15 protein-coding genes are annotated in these 17449 nt (G+C 70.3%); 5 read left to right on the top strand and 10 right to left on the bottom strand.

The features are described 5' to 3' along the window. Positions 1–3 precede the first annotated feature (3 nt). Positions 4–927, top strand: coding sequence for a cyclase family protein (locus U870_RS0100850; protein WP_025155525.1), 924 nt, complete (start codon positions 4–6; stop codon positions 925–927). A gap of 6 nt (positions 928–933) precedes the next feature. Here U870_RS0100850 and U870_RS0100855 read toward each other — a convergent pair whose 3' ends face one another. From U870_RS0100855 to U870_RS0100865, 3 genes are all read right to left on the bottom strand, one after another. Then, positions 934–1482, bottom strand: coding sequence for a GNAT family N-acetyltransferase (locus U870_RS0100855; protein ID WP_025155526.1), 549 nt, complete (start codon positions 1480–1482; stop codon positions 934–936). Further along, complete coding sequence (gene ahcY, locus U870_RS0100860; protein WP_025155527.1) at positions 1482–2966, bottom strand: adenosylhomocysteinase; 1485 nt, start codon at positions 2964–2966, stop codon at positions 1482–1484. Before ahcY ends, U870_RS0100855 begins: the two co-directional genes overlap by 1 nt. A gap of 67 nt (positions 2967–3033) precedes the next feature. Next, positions 3034–3255 carry a DUF3499 family protein gene (locus U870_RS0100865; protein ID WP_025155528.1) on the bottom strand — a complete coding sequence of 74 codons (222 nt, stop codon included), beginning with the start codon at positions 3253–3255 and terminating at the stop codon, positions 3034–3036. Between the two features lie 42 nt (positions 3256–3297). Between U870_RS0100865 and U870_RS0100870 the strand changes: the two genes are divergently transcribed. Continuing rightward, on the top strand, positions 3298–3741 hold the full coding sequence (locus tag U870_RS0100870) for a metallopeptidase family protein (RefSeq protein ID WP_025155529.1): 444 nt from the start codon (positions 3298–3300) through the stop codon (positions 3739–3741). 13 nt (positions 3742–3754) lie between these two features. On the opposite strand, the gene U870_RS0100875 is transcribed toward U870_RS0100870, so the two are convergent. The 5 genes from U870_RS0100875 to U870_RS0100895 form a co-directional block, all read right to left on the bottom strand. Further along, positions 3755–5185, bottom strand: coding sequence for a DUF5719 family protein (locus U870_RS0100875; protein WP_025155530.1), 1431 nt, complete (start codon positions 5183–5185; stop codon positions 3755–3757). Next, on the bottom strand, positions 5178–8504 hold the full coding sequence (locus tag U870_RS0100880; protein ID WP_025155531.1) for a glycosyltransferase: 3327 nt from the start codon (positions 8502–8504) through the stop codon (positions 5178–5180). Before U870_RS0100880 ends, U870_RS0100875 begins: the two co-directional genes overlap by 8 nt. Before the next feature lie 73 nt (positions 8505–8577). Next, positions 8578–8904 carry a WhiB family transcriptional regulator gene (locus U870_RS0100885; protein WP_081815123.1) on the bottom strand — a complete coding sequence of 109 codons (327 nt, stop codon included), beginning with the start codon at positions 8902–8904 and terminating at the stop codon, positions 8578–8580. Positions 8905–9091: 187 nt separating this feature from the next. Beyond that, a complete protein-coding gene (gene galE / locus U870_RS0100890; protein WP_025155533.1) occupies positions 9092–10054 on the bottom strand; it encodes a UDP-glucose 4-epimerase GalE in 963 nt (320 codons plus the stop codon). 56 nt (positions 10055–10110) lie between these two features. Beyond that, positions 10111–11289, bottom strand: coding sequence for an acyl-CoA dehydrogenase family protein (locus U870_RS0100895; RefSeq protein ID WP_025155534.1), 1179 nt, complete (start codon positions 11287–11289; stop codon positions 10111–10113). A 126-nt stretch (positions 11290–11415) separates the two neighbouring features. On the opposite strand from U870_RS0100895, the gene manA reads away from it, so the two are divergent. The 3 genes from manA to U870_RS0100910 are packed head-to-tail and all read left to right on the top strand — an operon-like array spanning position 11416 to position 15237. Further along, positions 11416–12573 (top strand): mannose-6-phosphate isomerase, class I, encoded by a 1158-nt coding sequence (manA, locus tag U870_RS0100900; RefSeq protein ID WP_025155535.1) that lies wholly within the window; start codon positions 11416–11418, stop codon positions 12571–12573. A 32-nt stretch (positions 12574–12605) separates the two neighbouring features. Beyond that, a complete protein-coding gene (locus tag U870_RS0100905; protein ID WP_025155536.1) occupies positions 12606–13937 on the top strand; it encodes an O-antigen ligase family protein in 1332 nt (443 codons plus the stop codon). Positions 13938–13947: 10 nt separating this feature from the next. Next, positions 13948–15237 carry an O-antigen ligase family protein gene (locus tag U870_RS0100910; protein ID WP_025155537.1) on the top strand — a complete coding sequence of 430 codons (1290 nt, stop codon included), beginning with the start codon at positions 13948–13950 and terminating at the stop codon, positions 15235–15237. Between the two features lie 15 nt (positions 15238–15252). Here U870_RS0100910 and U870_RS0100915 read toward each other — a convergent pair whose 3' ends face one another. Then, positions 15253–16233, bottom strand: a complete 981-nt coding sequence (locus U870_RS0100915) for a glycosyltransferase family 2 protein (protein ID WP_025155538.1) — start codon at positions 16231–16233, stop codon at positions 15253–15255. After that, positions 16230–17399 carry a glycosyltransferase family 2 protein gene (locus tag U870_RS0100920; RefSeq protein ID WP_029947033.1) on the bottom strand — a complete coding sequence of 390 codons (1170 nt, stop codon included), beginning with the start codon at positions 17397–17399 and terminating at the stop codon, positions 16230–16232. The genes U870_RS0100915 and U870_RS0100920 overlap by 4 nt, the downstream gene beginning before the upstream one ends. Positions 17400–17449: the final 50 nt, after the last annotated feature.

The raw sequence follows: 17449 nt of genomic DNA on the forward strand, positions 1-17449 counted from the left end.
CCCGTGGCCGAGAGCACCCCCGTCGACTACCGCGCCCATTTCGACGCGACCGTGTCGTTCGTGAACGGCGGCGGGCTCAGCACCGAAGGATTCCGCCTGGATCTTCCCGCGGCCGATGTCGCGGAGGATGAGATCGCGCGCCTGTTCGTCCAGCACCTGGGGCTGGCCCTGGTGAGCGACGTCCGTCTCGAGCAGCTGAGCATCGTCGAGGAGCAGCATCGCGGCAGTCGCGGCGTCCACACCGCCGGCGACGGCACGGAGGACCGGGAGCGGCGGATCGTGGATCTCAGCCATCGCATCCGTGCCGGGCTCATCACGTATCCCGGACTGCCGGCACCGGTCATCACCCCGCACCTCACCCGGGAGGACTCCCGCCTGCGCTACGCGCCGGGCACGGAGTTCGCGATGGATGTGATCACCATGATCGGGAACACCGGCACCTACCTCGACAGCCCCTTCCACCGGTACGCGGACGGCGGCGATCTGGCCTCGCTGGACCTGTCGACCCTGGTGGGACTGCGTGCGGAGGTCGTGCACGTGGCCGACGCCGAGAGCCGCGGGGTCCCCGCCGCGGTCTTCTTCGACCGCGACGTCGCCGGTGCGGCCGTGCTCGTCCACACCGGCTGGGACGTCCATTTCGGGACGCCCGCCTACGCGACAGGCGCGCCCCATCTGACCGCGGAGGCGGCGGCCTACCTGGCCGAGCAGGGGGCCGTGCTGGTCGGGATCGACTCGCTCAACATCGACGACACCGAGACCGACGGCGCGCGCCCGGTCCACTCGCTGCTCCTCGCCGCCGGTGTGCACGTGGTCGAGCACCTCACCGCGCTCGGGGAGCTCCCCGCCCGCGGGGCCCGCTTCACCGCCGCCCCGCCCGCCGTCGAGGGGTTCGGCACGTTCCCCGTCAGGGCGTTCGCCGAGTTCTGATCGCCCTCAGTCGTGCAGGATGCGCTGGAACAGCACGTGGTCCTGCCAGCGCCCGGCGATCTGCAGGTAATGCGGTGCGACGCCGATCCGTTCGAACCCCGCGCGGGTCAGCACCGACTGCGATGCGTGGTTGGCCAGCAGGGTTGCGGCCTGGACCCGGTGCAGGCCGAGGCCCCGTGCGGCATCCAGCACCGCTGTGAGAGCCGCTGACGCCAGCCCCTTGCCGGTGTGGGCCCGGTCGAGCCAGTATCCGACCATCGCACTCTGAAATGCTCCGCGGACGATGTCGCTGAGGTCGATCCCGCCGGCGATCTCGTCGCCGTCGACCAGCACGAGCGGCAGCCCGGCATCCCGTTCCCGGAGTGCGAGCAGCTCACGCGTACGCGCGAGCTGCCCCTCCGGCGTGAAGAAGTCCTCCGTGCGGGTGGGGTCCCACGGGGCGAGGTGGCCGCGGTTGCGGACGTAGGCCGCGGCGAGCTCCGCGGAGTCCTCCTCCCGGCGCACGCGCAAGTTGAGGCCGCCGGGAAGCTCGTGGTCGCTGAATTCGATCGTCATCAGTAGCGGTAGTGGTCGACCTTGTAGGGGCCGTCCACGGGGACGCCGATGTAGGCGGCCTGCTCCTCGGTCAGGACGGTCAGCTCGACGCCCAGGGAGTCCAGGTGCAGCCGGGCGACCTTCTCGTCGAGGTGCTTCGGGAGCACATAGACGCCGACCGGGTAGTTCTCGCTCGAGACGTACAGTTCGAGCTGTGCGAGCACCTGGTTGGCGAACGAGTTGCTCATCACGAAGCTCGGGTGGCCGGTCGCGTTGCCGAGGTTCATCAGGCGACCCTCCGAGAGCACGAGGATGCTGCGCCCGGTGGGCAGCCGCCACTCGTGCACCTGCGGTTTGATCTCGATCTTCTCGGCGCCGGCGAGCGCCTCCAGCGACGCCATGTCGATCTCGTTGTCGAAGTGCCCGACGTTCGCCACCACGGCCAGGTGCTTGAGGCCGAGCAGGTGGTCGAGGGTCACGACGTTCAGGTTGCCGGTGCCGGTGATGAGGATGTCGACCTGGTCGATCACCGACTCCAGTCGCGCCACCTGGAAGCCGTCCATGGCGGCTTGCAGCGCATTGATCGGGTCGACCTCGCTGACGATCACGCGCGCACCCTGACCGCGCAGCGCCTCGGCGGCACCCTTGCCGACGTCGCCGTAGCCGGCGACGAACGCGACCTTCCCGCCCATCAGGACGTCGGTCGCCCGGTTGAGGCCGTCGGGCAGGGAGTGGCGGATGCCGTACTTGTTGTCGAACTTGCTCTTCGTGACGGAGTCGTTGACGTTGATCGCCGGGAAGAGCAGCTCACCGGCCTTCGCCAGCTCGTAGAGGCGGTGGACGCCGGTGGTGGTCTCCTCGGTCACACCGATGATGTCCTCGGCGATGCGGGTCCAGCGGTCGGCGGATCCGGCCAGGGACTCGCGCAGCACCGAGAGGATGACACGGTATTCGTGGCTGTCGCCCTCCGCATCGGCGGGCACCGCGCCGGCGGCTTCGAACTCACGCCCCTTGTGCACGAGGAGCGTGGCGTCGCCGCCGTCGTCGAGGATCAGGTTCGGCCCGGTCCAGTCGGCGCCGGCGGCCGCGGCCTCCGCGCTCCAATCGAAGATCTGCTGGGTGCACCACCAGTACTCCTCCAGGGTCTCGCCCTTCCAGGCGAAGACGGGGACGCCGGCGGGTGCCGCCAGGGTGCCCGTCGGCCCCACGGCGACCGCGGCGGCGGCGTCGTCCTGGGTCGAGAAGATGTTGCAGCTCGCCCAGCGCACCTGGGCGCCCAGCGCGACCAGGGTCTCGATCAGGACGGCGGTCTGCACGGTCATGTGCAGCGAGCCCGCGATGCGCGCCCCGGCGAGCGGCTGCGCGGCGCCGAACTCCTCACGGAGCGCCATCAGTCCGGGCATCTCGTTCTCGGCCAGCCGCAGCTGGTGGCGGCCCGCTTGCGCGAGCGAGAGGTCGGCGACCTTGAAGGGCAGGGCGGTATCGGACACGGTCGAAGCTGGCATGGGACCATTCTCGCATTGCCCGCCTGCAACCGGGCGCTCGATGACGTCGGATCGATCCGGACGGACGTCAGGTGCCGTGGCCGACTTCGCCGAACACCTCGTGCCGCACGATGCTCCAGCCCTGGGGAGCGGACAACCGCTCGGCGTGGATGGCGCACAGGTCGTAGGTGTGCGGCTCGTGCGAGAGGCTCAGCGGTCCGAGGACGGCCATCGAGTCCGCATAGACGTAGGTGAGCGTCGAGACGGCGTCGCGCGGGCACGCGACACGGGAACACGGACGGCTCAACATCGGGCTCAGACTACCCGAGCCCGTCCGACGTAGGATGGCGACATGCCCCGCAATCGCCGCACCAGCAGCCAGCCCCCGGCCACCAGCCGCTGGCGCAGCCGGCACGGCCGCGGGGCGCGGGGCCCGGTCACCGGACCGCACCTGCCGATGCTGCAGAACCGCATCGACTTCTTCGACATGACCATCGCCTCCACCGCCGACTACCTCAAGGGCGTCTGGCCGGAAGAACTGGCCGACGTGCACATCGAGGTCGCTGCGACGCCGATCGGCAACACCGGGACCGACGGGGTGGACCGTTGGCGGGTCGACCACTCCCGCCGTCGCATCGTCTTCTACCGCGTGCCGATCCAGCGGCTGACCAAGCTGCACCGCGAGGACGACGCGCACCGGCGGATGTACATCGAGGGGTGCGTGTTCCGCGCTGTCGCCGAACTGCTGGGCAAGGACCCGTGGGATCTGGCTCCCGACCGGTTCCGTCACTTCTGAGGCCGGACGCCGCCTAGCGCGGGTAGACCTCGATCGCCGAGGCGAGGGGTCCGGGCGGCTCGAGCGCGAATGAGCTGGTCGCGCCGTCCGCGGCGAAGCTGATGCTGCCGCGCAACCCGTCCGTGCCCGAGACCGTGTACCGGCCCGCGTGCAGGTTGACGTTCGCCGCCCCCTCGGCGGGTACGACGAGCTTCGTGGGCGACCCGCCCGACGCCTGCACGGTGACCGTGCGGTCCTGCTCCGCGGCGTTCGCGAGGTGCAGGGTGGCCCCCGGACCGTTGGGGACGGCCGCGAGGAGGGTACGGCCGAGCGGCGGTGACGAGACGAACCACGCGAAGTCGCGCGTCTTCGAGCCGATCACGGACGTTCGCGCGGCGGCGACCACCGGCACGGACGAATTGACCGTGACCGTGTAGCTGCCGTCCTTGAGACCGTCGAGCGGGATCTCGGCGACGTGGCCCGCCTTCACGGTCTGCGCGTGGGAGGTGCCGGCGGACGTGCCCTCCTCCCCCACGACGCCGACGGTGATGTCGGCATCGGTCTCGCCGGGGACGAAGACGCGCAGCGCGGGATACTCCACCCCCACGTTCTCGCCGGACTCGCCCGCCGTCACGGCGGCGAGGCTGGCGATCGTCATGCCCGAGATGATCTGCTGGCGGGCGGGGGCACCGGTGCCGCCGGTGAGTTCGACGCCCTGCGGTTGGATCCCCTGCTCGAAGCTCTGCTGCATCGTGGCGACGACCTCCCCACCGGAGGTCTGCACGCGCACGACCGGCGCGGCGGCCGCGGGGGCGAGCCCGGCGAGCGGGACCACCTTCTGCCCCCCGGCCGGCACGGTGATCCCGCTCGCCCCTGGCGCGCTCACGGTCCCGGTCTCGGTGTAGAGGGAGAGGGAGACGGTCGCGTCCACTGCGGTCGGATTGGCGAGCAGGATCAGGCTCGTCTGGCCCAGCGAGGTCGACCCCGCCACGAGCCAGGTGTCGGCGGAGGGCTCGGCGCAGTCCACCGCCGCGAGGCCGGCGAGGTCGTCCGAGGTCACCATCTGGAGCTGGGCGCCGGCGAACAGCGGGGGCGTCTTCGCTCCCTGCGGGGTGGCGACCGTCAATGTCTGCGGGGCCTGGCCGGAGGAATCGGCGCTCGAGTCGGCCTTCAGGTCCGTGACGGTGACGTCGGGGCCGTCGGTACCGTAGCTGACGGAGGGCCGACCGAGGGGGCTCGCCTGGGTGGCAGCGCCGGAATCCGCCGCGAGGGCGAGGACGGGACCGGGGCAGACCCGTTGCTGGTCGGCGGCGACGGGGTGCACCGTCTTCACCGGCGCGCTGATCGCGAACTGGGGGAGCGGGAGCAGCGTCGCGCCGCCGATCGCCACGACCGCGACGCCTGCGCCGATGAGGCCGCCGAGCGCGCGAGCGCCGATCCGGGCGATTCCACGTCGGTCAGCCACGGTCGCCTCCGTCGTCGGTCATACGTCCGTCGGTGCGGTGTCCGTCGGTCGCGCGTCGGGGTCGGATGATCGTCTCCTCCAGTCCGTCTTCGAGCGTCGTCGGCTGCTCGTCCACGATGGGCACGGGGCGCGTGGCAAGGCGCGGCTCGTTCGGCGACGCCCCCGGTGGAGCGTCCGCCGTCGTCGCGACCGGCGCTGCTTCGGCCGGCGGCAATGCGATGGGAGCGGGAGAGATGTCGAGGGCCGGCTCGGCCGAATCCTCGGGCGCCGTGTCCGGCTGCGTCTGCATCTCCGGCTCCGGCTCCGGCTCCGGCTCCGGCTCCGGCTCCGTCGAACGGGCGTCGTCCTCATCGGCCGATTCGACCGCGGCCTCCTCATCGGGTTCCGCGTCGTACTCGTCCAGGCTCTCGTCTGCGATGGTCTCCTCGCCCGGGACGATCTTCTGCGGACGGTCGTCCGGCTGCACGGCGAGCGGGTCGTTCTTCCGGCCCTGCGCACGGCGGGCGTTGAGCTCCGCGACCCGGTCGGCCGATCGCGTGGTGGGGATGGCCAGGAGGAGGGTGACGCCCACGACGAGTCCCTGCGCGAGCAGCACCAGGATCCGCCAGATCCCTCCCGCATCCGCGGGGATGGCGGCGGCGGTCGGCACCTGGGTCGTCGCGCGGTCGAACGCCCACAGCCGGCCCGTCGATGTCGAGCCGACACTCGCCAGGACGGGGTTCGCGTCGAGTGCGACCGTGGCGCGGGTCGCCGTCGCCTCCGCAGCGCCGGAATCCCCGCCCGCGAGCGGGGACGCCGACGGCGCGAGCAGCACGAAGTCGACGCCCAGCGCGGTCAGCTCCTCGGTGGCGTCGTACCCGCTGCGAGAGGCGAGATTGCCCGCCAACGTCGCCAGATCGCCCTGCGCGGGGGTCACGACGCGCTGGGTGCTGCTGAGGGTGGACTGATCGTCGAGCGTCTGCCCCGCGCCGCGGACGATCTCGGCGGCCACACCCCCACCCGGCTGCGGTGTGAGCCGGAGTGTCCCGGTCCGCGGCTGCGTCGAGGCCTTGGCCGCGACGACGGCCGGCATCGTCCGCCCGTCACTCTCGACGACCGCCGCGGTGCCCTGGTGGGTCATCAGCGCCGCCGGCGTCGCCGCGACCCCGATCGCGACGATCGCGACCCAGGCCGGGTACACCGCAGCGCGGCCGAGGGCGGAGAGGGCGAGGACGGCGGCCCCGGTCATCCCGAGCCAATAGAGGCTGACGGCGGTCCCCGGCCAGATCGGCACGACCGTGCCGCCGGCGACGGCGACCTGAAGGTGGAGGGCGCCCACGGCGGTCACGAATCCGGCCAACGCGACGACGAGCGCGACGATGGCGCGCACGGTCCCGCGAAGGAAGAGAGCGAGCAGCGCCAGGATGCCGAGGGGGGCGAGCAGCACGGCGACCGTCACCGTCGGTGCGTGGGCGAAACCCGGCACCGTGAACAGGTCGTGCCAGCCGCCGAGGAGACCGTCGGGGAAGCCGAGGGCGAGCTGCCAGGCCGGCGACTGCCGGGTGTCCAGCGGCACTCCGGGATCCGCGAGGATCGACAGCCACGCACCGCGTGCGCCCTGTTGCCAGACGAGTGGGGCGAACAGCACGATCGTCGGCAGCGGGATGAACACGATCCGTGCCACCCGCCGCCCGGCGAACACGATCGCCACGATCCAGGCGACCACGAAGGCCGGCAACAGGATCGGCGCGCACGCGGCGGTCGCCGCCGCCAGCAGCGCGGTCGTCGCGCTGGCGGACCAGGAGCGCCGAGCGGCGAGCCCGGCGAAGAACAACCAGGGGAGCAGAAGGTGGGCGAGGACGGCGGAGGGCCGACCGTCCTGCATGGCCAGCAGCAGGGTCGGGGCGAAGGTGTAGACGAGGGCGCCGAAGACGCGGAGCATCGTGCGCGCGGTCAGCCGCGCTGCCGCCAACCAGGCGCCGAGCGCGGTGAGCGGGAGCGCCACGATGTAGAGGACGACCAAGGACTGCGACGGCTGCCAGAAGGTCAACGAGCCCAGCACGGCCAGGACGGCCGAGAACGGGTCCGCCGCCCCGGTGAATCCCAGGCTGACATCACGCCAGCCGTAGCCCAGGTCGGCCCAGAGCTGGCCGACCGATGCGTCGAGAGGAAGGAGTCCGCCGCCAGCGAGGGACCCGGAGCCGATCAGCGGGAAGAAGAGAAGGGCACCGGCCAGCAACGCGACGAGGACGGTCCAGCCGCCTCCGGTTCCGAAGAAGTCGAGGTCCTCCCTCGCACCCTGTTGGGACACGAGCGCTGCCTCGCGCTTGAGCGCACGGGCACGGCGGACCTCGGCGAACGGGATGCGCAGCGGTGCTACCGCCGCCCAGGTGACGGTGCGGCTCTTCGCCAGCCGACGCCGTGCACTGCCGACGGCCAGACCGGAGAATGCGACCCGGAAGCCCGCGGCGAGCTCACCGCCGATCGATCCCGGCTCTTTGCGCAGCAGGCGCAGCAGCGAGCGCACGATAGCGAGTGGGACGAGGCTCAGCCAGTGGAACGGCACGGCCCAGCCGGGCGCGTACACCATGCGCCGGTGCAGCTGCGCGGCGCGGCGCTCCTTCACCAGACGGCGGCGCACACGCCACTTCGGGGAGAGGTTCGGGCCGGCCAGCCCGTCGCCGCCGAGCGCGACGCGTGCCTGGGCGACCAGGGTGACCCGGTAGCCGGCGAGGCGGGCCCTGGTGCAGAAGTCGAGGCCGTCGTCCGCGGTGGGCAGCGCCGGGTCGAAACCGTCGAGCGCCTCCCAGAGGGTCTGGCGCACCAGCATCCCGGCCGAGGAGACGGCGAGCACGTCGCTCAGGCCGTCGTGCTGCGCCTGATCGAGCTCGTTCTCGACCAGGGGCACCGCGGCGCCGAACGGGGTCATCGCCTCGCCGAACTCACGGATGAACGCGGCGTCCTCCCCGTCGACGAGCTTCGGCCCGACCACGGCGACCGACGGAGAGACCTCGAGCGCCGCCAACAGAGCGGCGAGCGCCTCCGGCTCCGGCGCGGTGTCGTGGGCGAGCAGCCAGAGCAGTTCGTCGGAGGACGACGTGGGGGGCAGCACCCGGACGGCGGTCGCGATCGCCGCACCGAAGGGGAGCTTCTCGGGGATGCTGAGCAGCTGGGTGGGGCCGGCCTCGGACAGCAGGCGGGCGGCGTCGTCGGTCGTCGCACAGTCGACGGCGATCACGGCGTCGGGTTTCCTGGTCTGAGCCGCGAGGGCGTCGAGAGTGCGCTGGAGACGGGGGCCGCCGCTGTGGGCGACGACGATGGCGGTGACTCTCGGATACATCGGGAGTCAGCCTAGGTCGGGGTCACGCCGATCCCGGTAGTGTCTCGGGCGCGGCGCGCATTCGACGGGAGGTTCAGCCTGCGCGCTTGCGGAGCTTGCGCCGCTCGCGCTCGGAGAGACCGCCCCAGATCCCGAACCGCTCGTCGTTGGCGAGAGCGTATTCGAGGCACTGCGACCGCACCTCGCACGACGTGCAGATCCGCTTCGCATCGCGAGTCGAGCCGCCCTTCTCGGGGAAGAACGCCTCGGGGTCGGTCTGCGCGCACAGCGCGTCGGTCTGCCACGCGAGCGGATTGTCCTCGGTCTCGTCGACGTGCGTCCGCACGCCCGGGACTCCGAGACGGACCGGATCGATGAACCAGTCGTCGGGTACCCCAGAACGATATTCAGGAACTGTCATATCGGTCTCCCCACCCATCAACTGCTGGGACACGCATTATGACGTGTCCCAGTAATTACACCGTTGTCATTCGCGTCCGTCAAGTCGCGAATCGTAAAGCCTGAATCCCAGGTCGAGACTTCACGACGCGCCGACGGTCGACAACAATCGCGACACGCCCGGCCGTTCTACCCCCACGGAGGCGGTGTCAGACCGCCGCTTGGCGCGCTTCCCAGGCGCTGCGGACCATCTGGTCGAGCGTGTGCCGCATCGTCCAGTCGAGATCGCGCGCGGCGAGTTCGCCGGAAGCCACGATCCTCGCCGGGTCGCCGGCACGTCGAGGCCCCACTTCTGGGGTGAAGGCGATGCCCGTCACGGCGGCCACCGTGGACATGATCTCGCCGACGCTCACGCCGTCGCCGCTACCGAGGTTGTAGACCGGCTCGATCGGCTGTCCCGCATCGAGTCGCTTGGCCGCGGCCACGTGCGAGACGGCCAAGTCGGAGACATGGATGTAGTCGCGCACGCAGGTGCCGTCCGGCGTCGGGTAGTCCATGCCGTTGATCCGAGGCGTGCGTCCCGCGGCGAGCGCGTCGAAGACGAGAGGGAAGAGGTTGTGCGGACTCGTGTCGCGCAGCGCGAGGTCGCCCGATCCCACGACGTTGAAGTAGCGGAGGGAGGCGTGCCGCAGACCCGCGGCGACGCCCTGATCGCGCAGCAGCCACTCCCCGATCAGCTTCGTCTCGCCGTACGGCGACTCCGGGTTCTTCGCGGTCGCCTCGGTCACGAGGTCACCGTCGGGGGTTCCGTACACGGCCGCCGAGGAGGAGAAGACGATCGCGTCGACGCCGGCCTCCTGCATCGCGGCGAGCAGCACCGCGGTCGCCGTCACGTTCTGCTCGTAGGTGTGCAGCGGCCGCTGCACCGAGACCCCGGCGTACTTGAAACCGGCGACGTGCACGACGCCGCTGATCGCGTTCTCGGCGAAGATCGTCTCGAGGAGCGCCCCGTCGAGGATGGTCCCCCGGTAGAAGGGGATCCCGGCCGGGACGAAGTCCTCATGGCCGCTGGAGAGATCGTCCACCACCACGACGTCGATGCCCTCGTCGCGGAACGCCCGCACCACATGCGAGCCGATGTAGCCAGCTCCTCCGGTCACCAACCACGCCACGGGGTCCTCCTGCTCTGCTCGCCGATCGAGTGCAGGAGAACCCTATCGCGGGCCGGTCAGACGAATGCCGCCTCGCCGGTGATGGCGCGGCCGACGATGAGCGTGTTCATCTCACGGGTGCCTTCGTACGAGTAGAGCGCCTCCGCGTCGGCGAAGAACCGGGCGACGTCGTACTCGATCACGATGCCGTTGCCGCCCAGGATCTCGCGGCACCAGGCGACGGTCTCCCGCATCCGCGCGGTGGCGAACGCCTTGGCGAGGGCCGAGTGCTCGTCGCGCTGCTGGTCGTCGTCGAGCATCTGCGAGACGCGCGTGCACAGCGCGATGGAGGCGGTGATGTTGCCGATGGACTTCACGAGCAGGTCCTGGATGAGCTGGTGCTTGGCGATCGGCTTGCCGAACTGGACGCGCTCCTGCGCGTACGTCAGAGCCGCCTCGTACGCGCCGATGGCGACCCCGACCGCCGCCCAGGCGACCTCCGCCCTGGTGAGCCGGAGCACGGCGGCGGTGTCCTTGAAGCTGTTCGCGTTCTGGAGGCGGAGCGATTCCGGCACCACGACGTTCTCGAGGGTGATGTCGGCGTTCTGCACCATGCGCAGCGACTGCTTGCCCTCGATCTTCGTCGCGGTGTAGCCCGGGGTGGAAGTCGGGACGATGAAGCCCTTGACCTGGCCGTCCTCGGCACTCTTCGCCCAGATGACGGTGATGTCGCTGAACGTGGCGTTCCCGATCCAGCGCTTCGACCCGTTCAGGATCCAGTTGTCGCCGTCGCGCGTGGCGACCGTCCGCAGGCCTTGGGCCGAGTCGGAGCCGGACTCGGGCTCGGTCAGACCGAAGGCGCCGATGACCTCGCCGCTGGCGAGCTTCGGCAGCCACTCGGCGCGCTGCTCGTCCGAACCGCAGACTCCCACGGCGCCGAGGGCCAGGCCGTTCTGCACGCCGACGTAGGTGCTGACCGACGCGTCGACGCGGGCCAGCTCGAGCGCCACCCAGCCGCGGAAGACGGCCGAGTTCTCGAAGGCGGCGGTCTCGGGGAAGCCGAGGCCGATGGTGCCGGTGCCGTGCAGCACCTCCACGATCTGGTGCGGGAACTCGCCGCGCTCCCAGTACTCGTTGACGATCGGCTTGATCTTCGTCGCGACCTCCGAGCGGAGGTTCACGAGGAACTCCTTCTCGCGCTCGCCGAGGAGGTCCTCGAAACCGTAGAAGTCGCTCGCAAGTGTCTCGAAGGCCATGTCTGCTCCAGTGCGTCCAGGGGGTCGGCGGGGCCGCCGTGCGGCCAGCGCCAGCCTAGGGACCGTCAGCACCGGACACAAAGCCCTTGGTAGTTTGATCTAACCGGACCGAAGGGATGACGACGCATGTTTGTGCGCATCGGCAACACGCCGCGGGACTACGCCTGGGGATCGCTGACCGCGATCCCGGAACTGCTGGGCACTGCCCCCAGCGGTGCGCCGGAGGCGGAGCTGTGGCTCGGCGCGCATCCCGGATCACCGTCCCGCATCCTCGACCCTTCCGCCGCCGGAGGCGCCGCCGACCTGGCCGCGTGGCCGGAGACGGCCCGCCTGCCCTACCTGCTCAAGGTGCTCGCCGCGGCAGGCCCGCTGTCGCTCCAGGCGCACCCGTCGTCCGCACAGGCCCGGGCCGGCTTCGAGCGCGAGAACGCGGAGGGCCTCGCCCCCGACTCCCCCGAGCGCAACTACAAGGACCCGTTCCACAAGCCCGAGCTGATCTTCGCCCTCTCCGATCCGTTCGAGGCGCTCTGCGGCTTCCGCGACCCGGTGGAGAGCCGTGCGGTGTTCGACGCGCTCGCGGACGCGTCGGGCGACGAGCGCATCCGGTCCTTCGCGGCGACGCTCCAGGGCGAGCCCGGTGCCGTGCTGCGCCGGGCCACCGAGTGGCTCCTGGGCGGCGATCCGGCCGTCGCCGGCCTCGTCTCGGCGGTCGTGGCCGCCGCTGCAGGCCGGGACGACCGCGACGCCGGCACCGTGCGGATGCTCTCGGCGGCGTTCCCAGGCGACCCGGGCATCGTCCTGGCGCTCCTGCTCAATCGCGCGAGCCTGCGGCCGGGCGACGTGCTCTACCTTCCGGCGGGCAACATCCACGCCTACCTCGACGGGCTCGGCATCGAGCTGATGGCGGCCTCCGACAACGTGCTGCGCGGCGGCCTCACCCCCAAGCGGGTCGACGTCCCCGAGCTGGTGAGCGTGCTGGACTTCTCCCCGATCGAAGCGACGCCGCTCGCTCCGGAGCACCCCGCGCCCGGCGTGGAGGTCTTCCGGCCCGATGTGTCCGACTTCGCCCTCGACCACGTGGTGGTCGGTGCAGGGACGCCATCGGCGCCGGTCGAGCTGCCCGGCACGGCGATCGCCCTCTGCACCGCCGGTGCGGTGGAGCTCGTCGGGGCGACGGGCTCCCTCCGCCTGGCCCGGGGCGAGGCCGCGGTCGTCACGGCGGACGAGGGCACGCTGACGGTCTCCGGCGACGGGACGCTCTTCGTGGCGACGCCCAACCCGTGAACGCCCGCGCGCGCGTCGGCTATCCTGCCCGGGTGACCACCGCTTCCTCGCCGCTCGACGCGCGCGCACGCGCCGCCCGGGCGACCACCGGGACCGCTGCCTCCGTCTTCGCCTCGCTGCTGCTCTTCACCCTGTTCGCCGGCGACTTCTGGCGCAACCTGATCAGCTGGCCGGGATACTTCGTGCTCGCCGCGCTGCTGGCGGCCGGCAGCGTCGTCTTCGTGATCCGGCTGCGCCCCGCCTTCCGCTGGCGCAAGGCGCCGAAGACCCTGCTGCTCTTCCTCGTGCTCGCGATCGTCTCGATCGCGTGGTCGGCCTACCCCGGCGCCAGCGCCCTCGGCGTGCTCGCCCAGCTCGCGACCACCGCCGGAGCCGTCTTCCTCGCCCTGTGCCTCAGCTGGCAGGGGCTCGTCGCCGCGCTGAGCAACGCATTCAAATGGGTCCTCGGGCTCTCTCTCGTCTTCGAGCTGATCGTGGCTCTGTTCGTCCGCCACCCCGTGCTGCCGCTGACCCCGATTCAGCCCGTACCCGCGGGGAAGCTGCCGTCGGCGTTCTACTGGAGCCGCGACCTGCTGTTCCACGGCGGCCCGATCCAGGGCATCCTCGGCAACAGCAACCTGCTCGCCATGGTCGCGCTGCTCGCGCTGATCGTCTTCGGCATCCAGCTGGCCGACCGGGCGCCGCGACGCGGAGTCGTGATCGCCTGGCTCGTCGTGGCGGCCCTCACGCTCGCCCTGACGCGGTCGTCGACGGTCATCGTCGCGACCCTGGCGACCGCCGTGGTGCTCGGCTTCGCCCTCTGGGCGCGCCGGGCCGGACCCGACCGCCGTCGGCCGGTCTACATCACCGCCGTCGCCGCGCTGGTCGCGGTCGTCGTGCTGGTCTCCGTCTTCTCTTCCCGGCTCCCCGCCCTCCTCGGCAAGAGCGAGGACCTCACGGGGCGCCTGGACATCTGGGACAAGGTGATCGGGCTGGCGCAGCAGCGTCCCGTTTTCGGATGGGGCTGGGTGAGCTACTGGGCGCCGTGGGTCTCCCCGTTCCACGACCTCGCGGAGCGCAACGGCGTGGTGTATCTGCAGGCCCACAACGCCTGGTTGGACGTCTGGCTGCAGCTCGGGATCGTCGGCCTCGCCCTGTTCGGTCTGCTGGTGATCAGCACCCTCTGGCGATCCTGGTTCTCGGCCGTCGACCGGCCGCGCGTCGACGTGGCGGATCGCCTCCCGTACACCGCCTACACCCTCCTGCCACTGCTGCTGCTGGCCGCCCTGCTCGCGCAGTCCTTGGCCGAGAGCCGCATCCTCATCGAGGCGGGCTGGACCCTGCTTGTCGTGCTGGCCGTGAAGACCAAACAAGCCGCCCCGTAGGATTCCAGGTATGGCCGAACCGCGCACCCCCCGGGTCCCCGCCGCGGTGACCGAGTTCCTGGGGTCGGCCCGCTTCACCTCGGCGCTGGCCCTGGTGGCCGTCGGCACGGCGTTCTCGACCCATGCGATCCGCGCCCTGATCGGATGGCCCGGACTCATCGGCGCCCTCGCTATGCTCGCGGTGCTTGCCGCCTTGTCGTTCGCAGCACAGTGGCGCCTGATCGAGTGGCACGGCCTGCTCCCGATCTCGGCCCTGCTCTTCGTCGGCTGGTGCGCGCTCTCCGTGCTGTGGAGCCAGTACCAGTGGGCGACGCTCGCAGGCGTCTTCTACCAACTGCTCTTCGCCTTCCTCGCCGTCTACATCGCGCTGGTCCGCGATGCGATCCAGATCGTGCGGGTGGTCGGCGATGCGCTCCGGTTCCTGCTGACCGTCTCGCTCGCCCTCGAGGTCCTGAGCGGGCTGCTCCTCGATCTGCCGATCACCTTCCTCGGCATCCAGGGCAACCTCGCCTCCGGCGGGCCGATCCAGGGCCTCTTCGGCACCCGCAACCAGCTCAGCATCGTCGCGCTCATCGCCTTCGTCACGTTCCTCGTCGAGCTGAGGACCCGCTCCGTCCGGCCCCCGCGCGCCGCGTTCTCGATCACGCTCGCCGTGCTCTGCATCCTGCTCGCCCACTCCCCCGTGATCGCCGCCGTCTCATTGGTCGTCGGCCTTGCGACCGTCGCCCTGTACCTGATCCGCAAGGTCCCCGTCCACCTGCGCACCTTCGCGCAGTGGGGGCTCGCGATCCTCACGCTCGCCGCGCTCGTGGTCGCCTACCTCTACCGCACGCGCGTGATCGACCTCCTCAACGCACGGGCCGACTTCCAGGTGCGCTACCGGCTCTGGATCCAGATCTGGGAGCTCATCCCCGTGCAGCAGGGAGTCGGCTGGGGCTGGGTCGGCTCATGGCCCACCGACCTGTACCCGTTCACCGCCATCCAGGACGCGACCGGCGTCTACCACTCGGACGGCTTGAACGCGTACCTGGACGTCTATCTGCAGGTCGGCATCATCGGCCTGCTGCTGTTCGTCGCGCTGATCGGGCTCGCGTTCGTGCGCTCGTGGCTGCTCGCATCCAACCGGCGCAGCGTGGTCTACGCGTGGGCGCCGCTCGTGCTCGTCGCCCTGCTCGTGACCAGCGTCTTCGAGAGCTCGATGCTGGTGGAGGCGGGCTGGCTGCTGCTCATCGTCTGCACCGTCAAAGCCTCGCAGGGCATGAGCTGGCGGCTGCGGTTGCCGCGGCGAGACGGGGTCTGAGCCTCACGGATCCCGTCAGTCCGGCTGAATGAGGTCGCGGAGGATGTCAGCCTGGCCGCGACTGGCGTAGCGGCGATAATCACCGGTGGCGGCCAGGCGCAGGACCGAGGGGAACCGGCGGAGGCGTCCTTTCGCGAACGCGGCCCGTCGGTACTCGAATCCAGCCTTCGCCCGGGCGAGAGCCAGGTAGTCCGCGGGGACACGATCTCCCAATTGGTCCAGCCGTTCGACAAGCACGGCGAATCGTCGCGCGAGCGTGCGGTTACGGTCTCCGCGCGGCTCGAGCACTCGTGCGACCTTTCGACCGATCGTCGGGGCTGCGACACCGATCTCATTCGAGCCGTGCTGGCGATAATCGATCGTCGCCTCGCGCACCACATCGACACGTCCGAGCGCGGCGGCGATCACCGAAAGCCATTCGTCGTGCACCCACTCTGCCGGAAATGGCCGGGCCGCGGCGAGGAGTGAGCGGCGGAAGACCACGGTCGCGCCGGTCGCCAGGTTGCGACGGAGGAAAGCCTCGAATGCTCGGCCTTCCTCCTCTTCCGCGAACTCATGAGGCCGCACCTCGAGGGACTCGAACAGGGTGCGTCCGAGAGGGTCTCCGTCAGCGTCGACGAGGTCCGCATCCGTGTGGATGAGGATGAGTTCCGAGTCGTCGGAGAACCGCTTCCGGAGTGATTCGATCCGCCCGGGATGCCATCGATCGTCCTGGTCGCTCAAGGCGATCAGGTCCTGGTCGACTGCGGCCACCGCTCGCTCGAAGTTCGCCGTCACGCCGAGCGGCTGCGAACCTTCGAGGACGACGAACGGCGTGGGGGCGACCGCTGCGATCCGGCGTGCGATCGCGACGCTGTCGTCTCGCGACGCATCATCGGCGATCACGATCGCGTCGACCGGCGCCGATTGATCGAGGATGCTCGTGAGCTGCACCTCGAGGAACCGCGCTCCGTTGTATGTGCAGAGCGCGACCCCGACCGTCGGAAGCTCGATCATCGCCGTTTCAAGACCACCGACAGCACGCCGAGGAACATTCCCGCCATGATCGTCTGGGCACCGAGGATCATCAGCAGGGCCGCTGGAATCGCGACGCGCAGCGTGGCATCCGCGTCGAGGGCGCCGAAGCCGCGTCCCGCCCACATCGAGAACTGGACGATCGCGATGATCAGCCCGAGGAGGAACACGATGACGCCGACGACCGCGGCCGACTCCAAACTGATCCGCCGTTCGAGCCGGTCGAAGTTGCGGCTCCGCGGAATCCGGAAGCCTTCGTGCTGCGCGTAGATCTTGCTCAGGATCGCGAACAGCACGGCTTGGTACCCGACGACCGAGAGCGCCGCGAGGTACACCTGACTGGAGATATCGAAGCCGATGTCGCCGACGACCAGGGGTCCGAGGCTCAGGAAGAAGGTGCCGATGATGCCGATCGCGAACGCGACGGTCCCGGGCACCAGGAACAGCCAACGAGGGCTGAAGATGAGCAGGAATCGAAGATGACGCCACCCGTCCCGCCAACTGCGCAGATGCGGTGGCCGCGAGCGCCCATCCTTCTTGAGCGTGGTGGGTACTTCGCTCACTCGGCTCCCGCCGAGCGAGGCCTTCACGACCATCTCGCTCGCGAACTCCATGCCCGTGGTCTGCAGCTTCAGGTCGAGGATTGACTGTCGGTTGAAACCGCGCAGACCGCAGTGGAAGTCCTTGATGGGCGAGCGGAAGAAGACACGCCCGACCGCGGAGAGAACGGGGTTGCCCAGATACTTGTGGAGCGGCGGCATCGCGCCCGGTTCGATCCCTCCGCGGAACCGGTTTCCCATCACCAGTTCGTCGCCGGCCCGCAGTCGCTCCATGAAGGCGTCCAGATCGGAGAAGTCGTAGCTGTCGTCGGCATCGCCCATGATGACGTAGGTTCCTCGCGCGGCGTTGATCCCGCCGAGCAACGCCGCCCCGTAGCCCTTCTCCGGGACGTCGACGACACGTGCGCCCAGCTCCCGGGCGATCTCCTGCGAGCCGTCCGTGCTTCCGTTGTCCGCAATCACGATCTCGCCGGAAACCCCGCTTTTCTCCAGGTAGCCGGATGCTTTGCGGATGCACGTCGCGAGCGTCTCCGCTTCGTTGAGACAAGGCATGACGATCGTCAGTTCGATCGTGTCGGTTTCAAGCATGGCGCTGGGAGCTTCTCTCGGATGCGGACAGGGCTGTTAGATCCTAACCT

Source organism: Leifsonia aquatica H1aii (assembly GCF_000633535.1).
Taxonomy (GTDB): Bacteria; Actinomycetota; Actinomycetes; order Actinomycetales; family Microbacteriaceae; genus Leifsonia; species Leifsonia aquatica_A.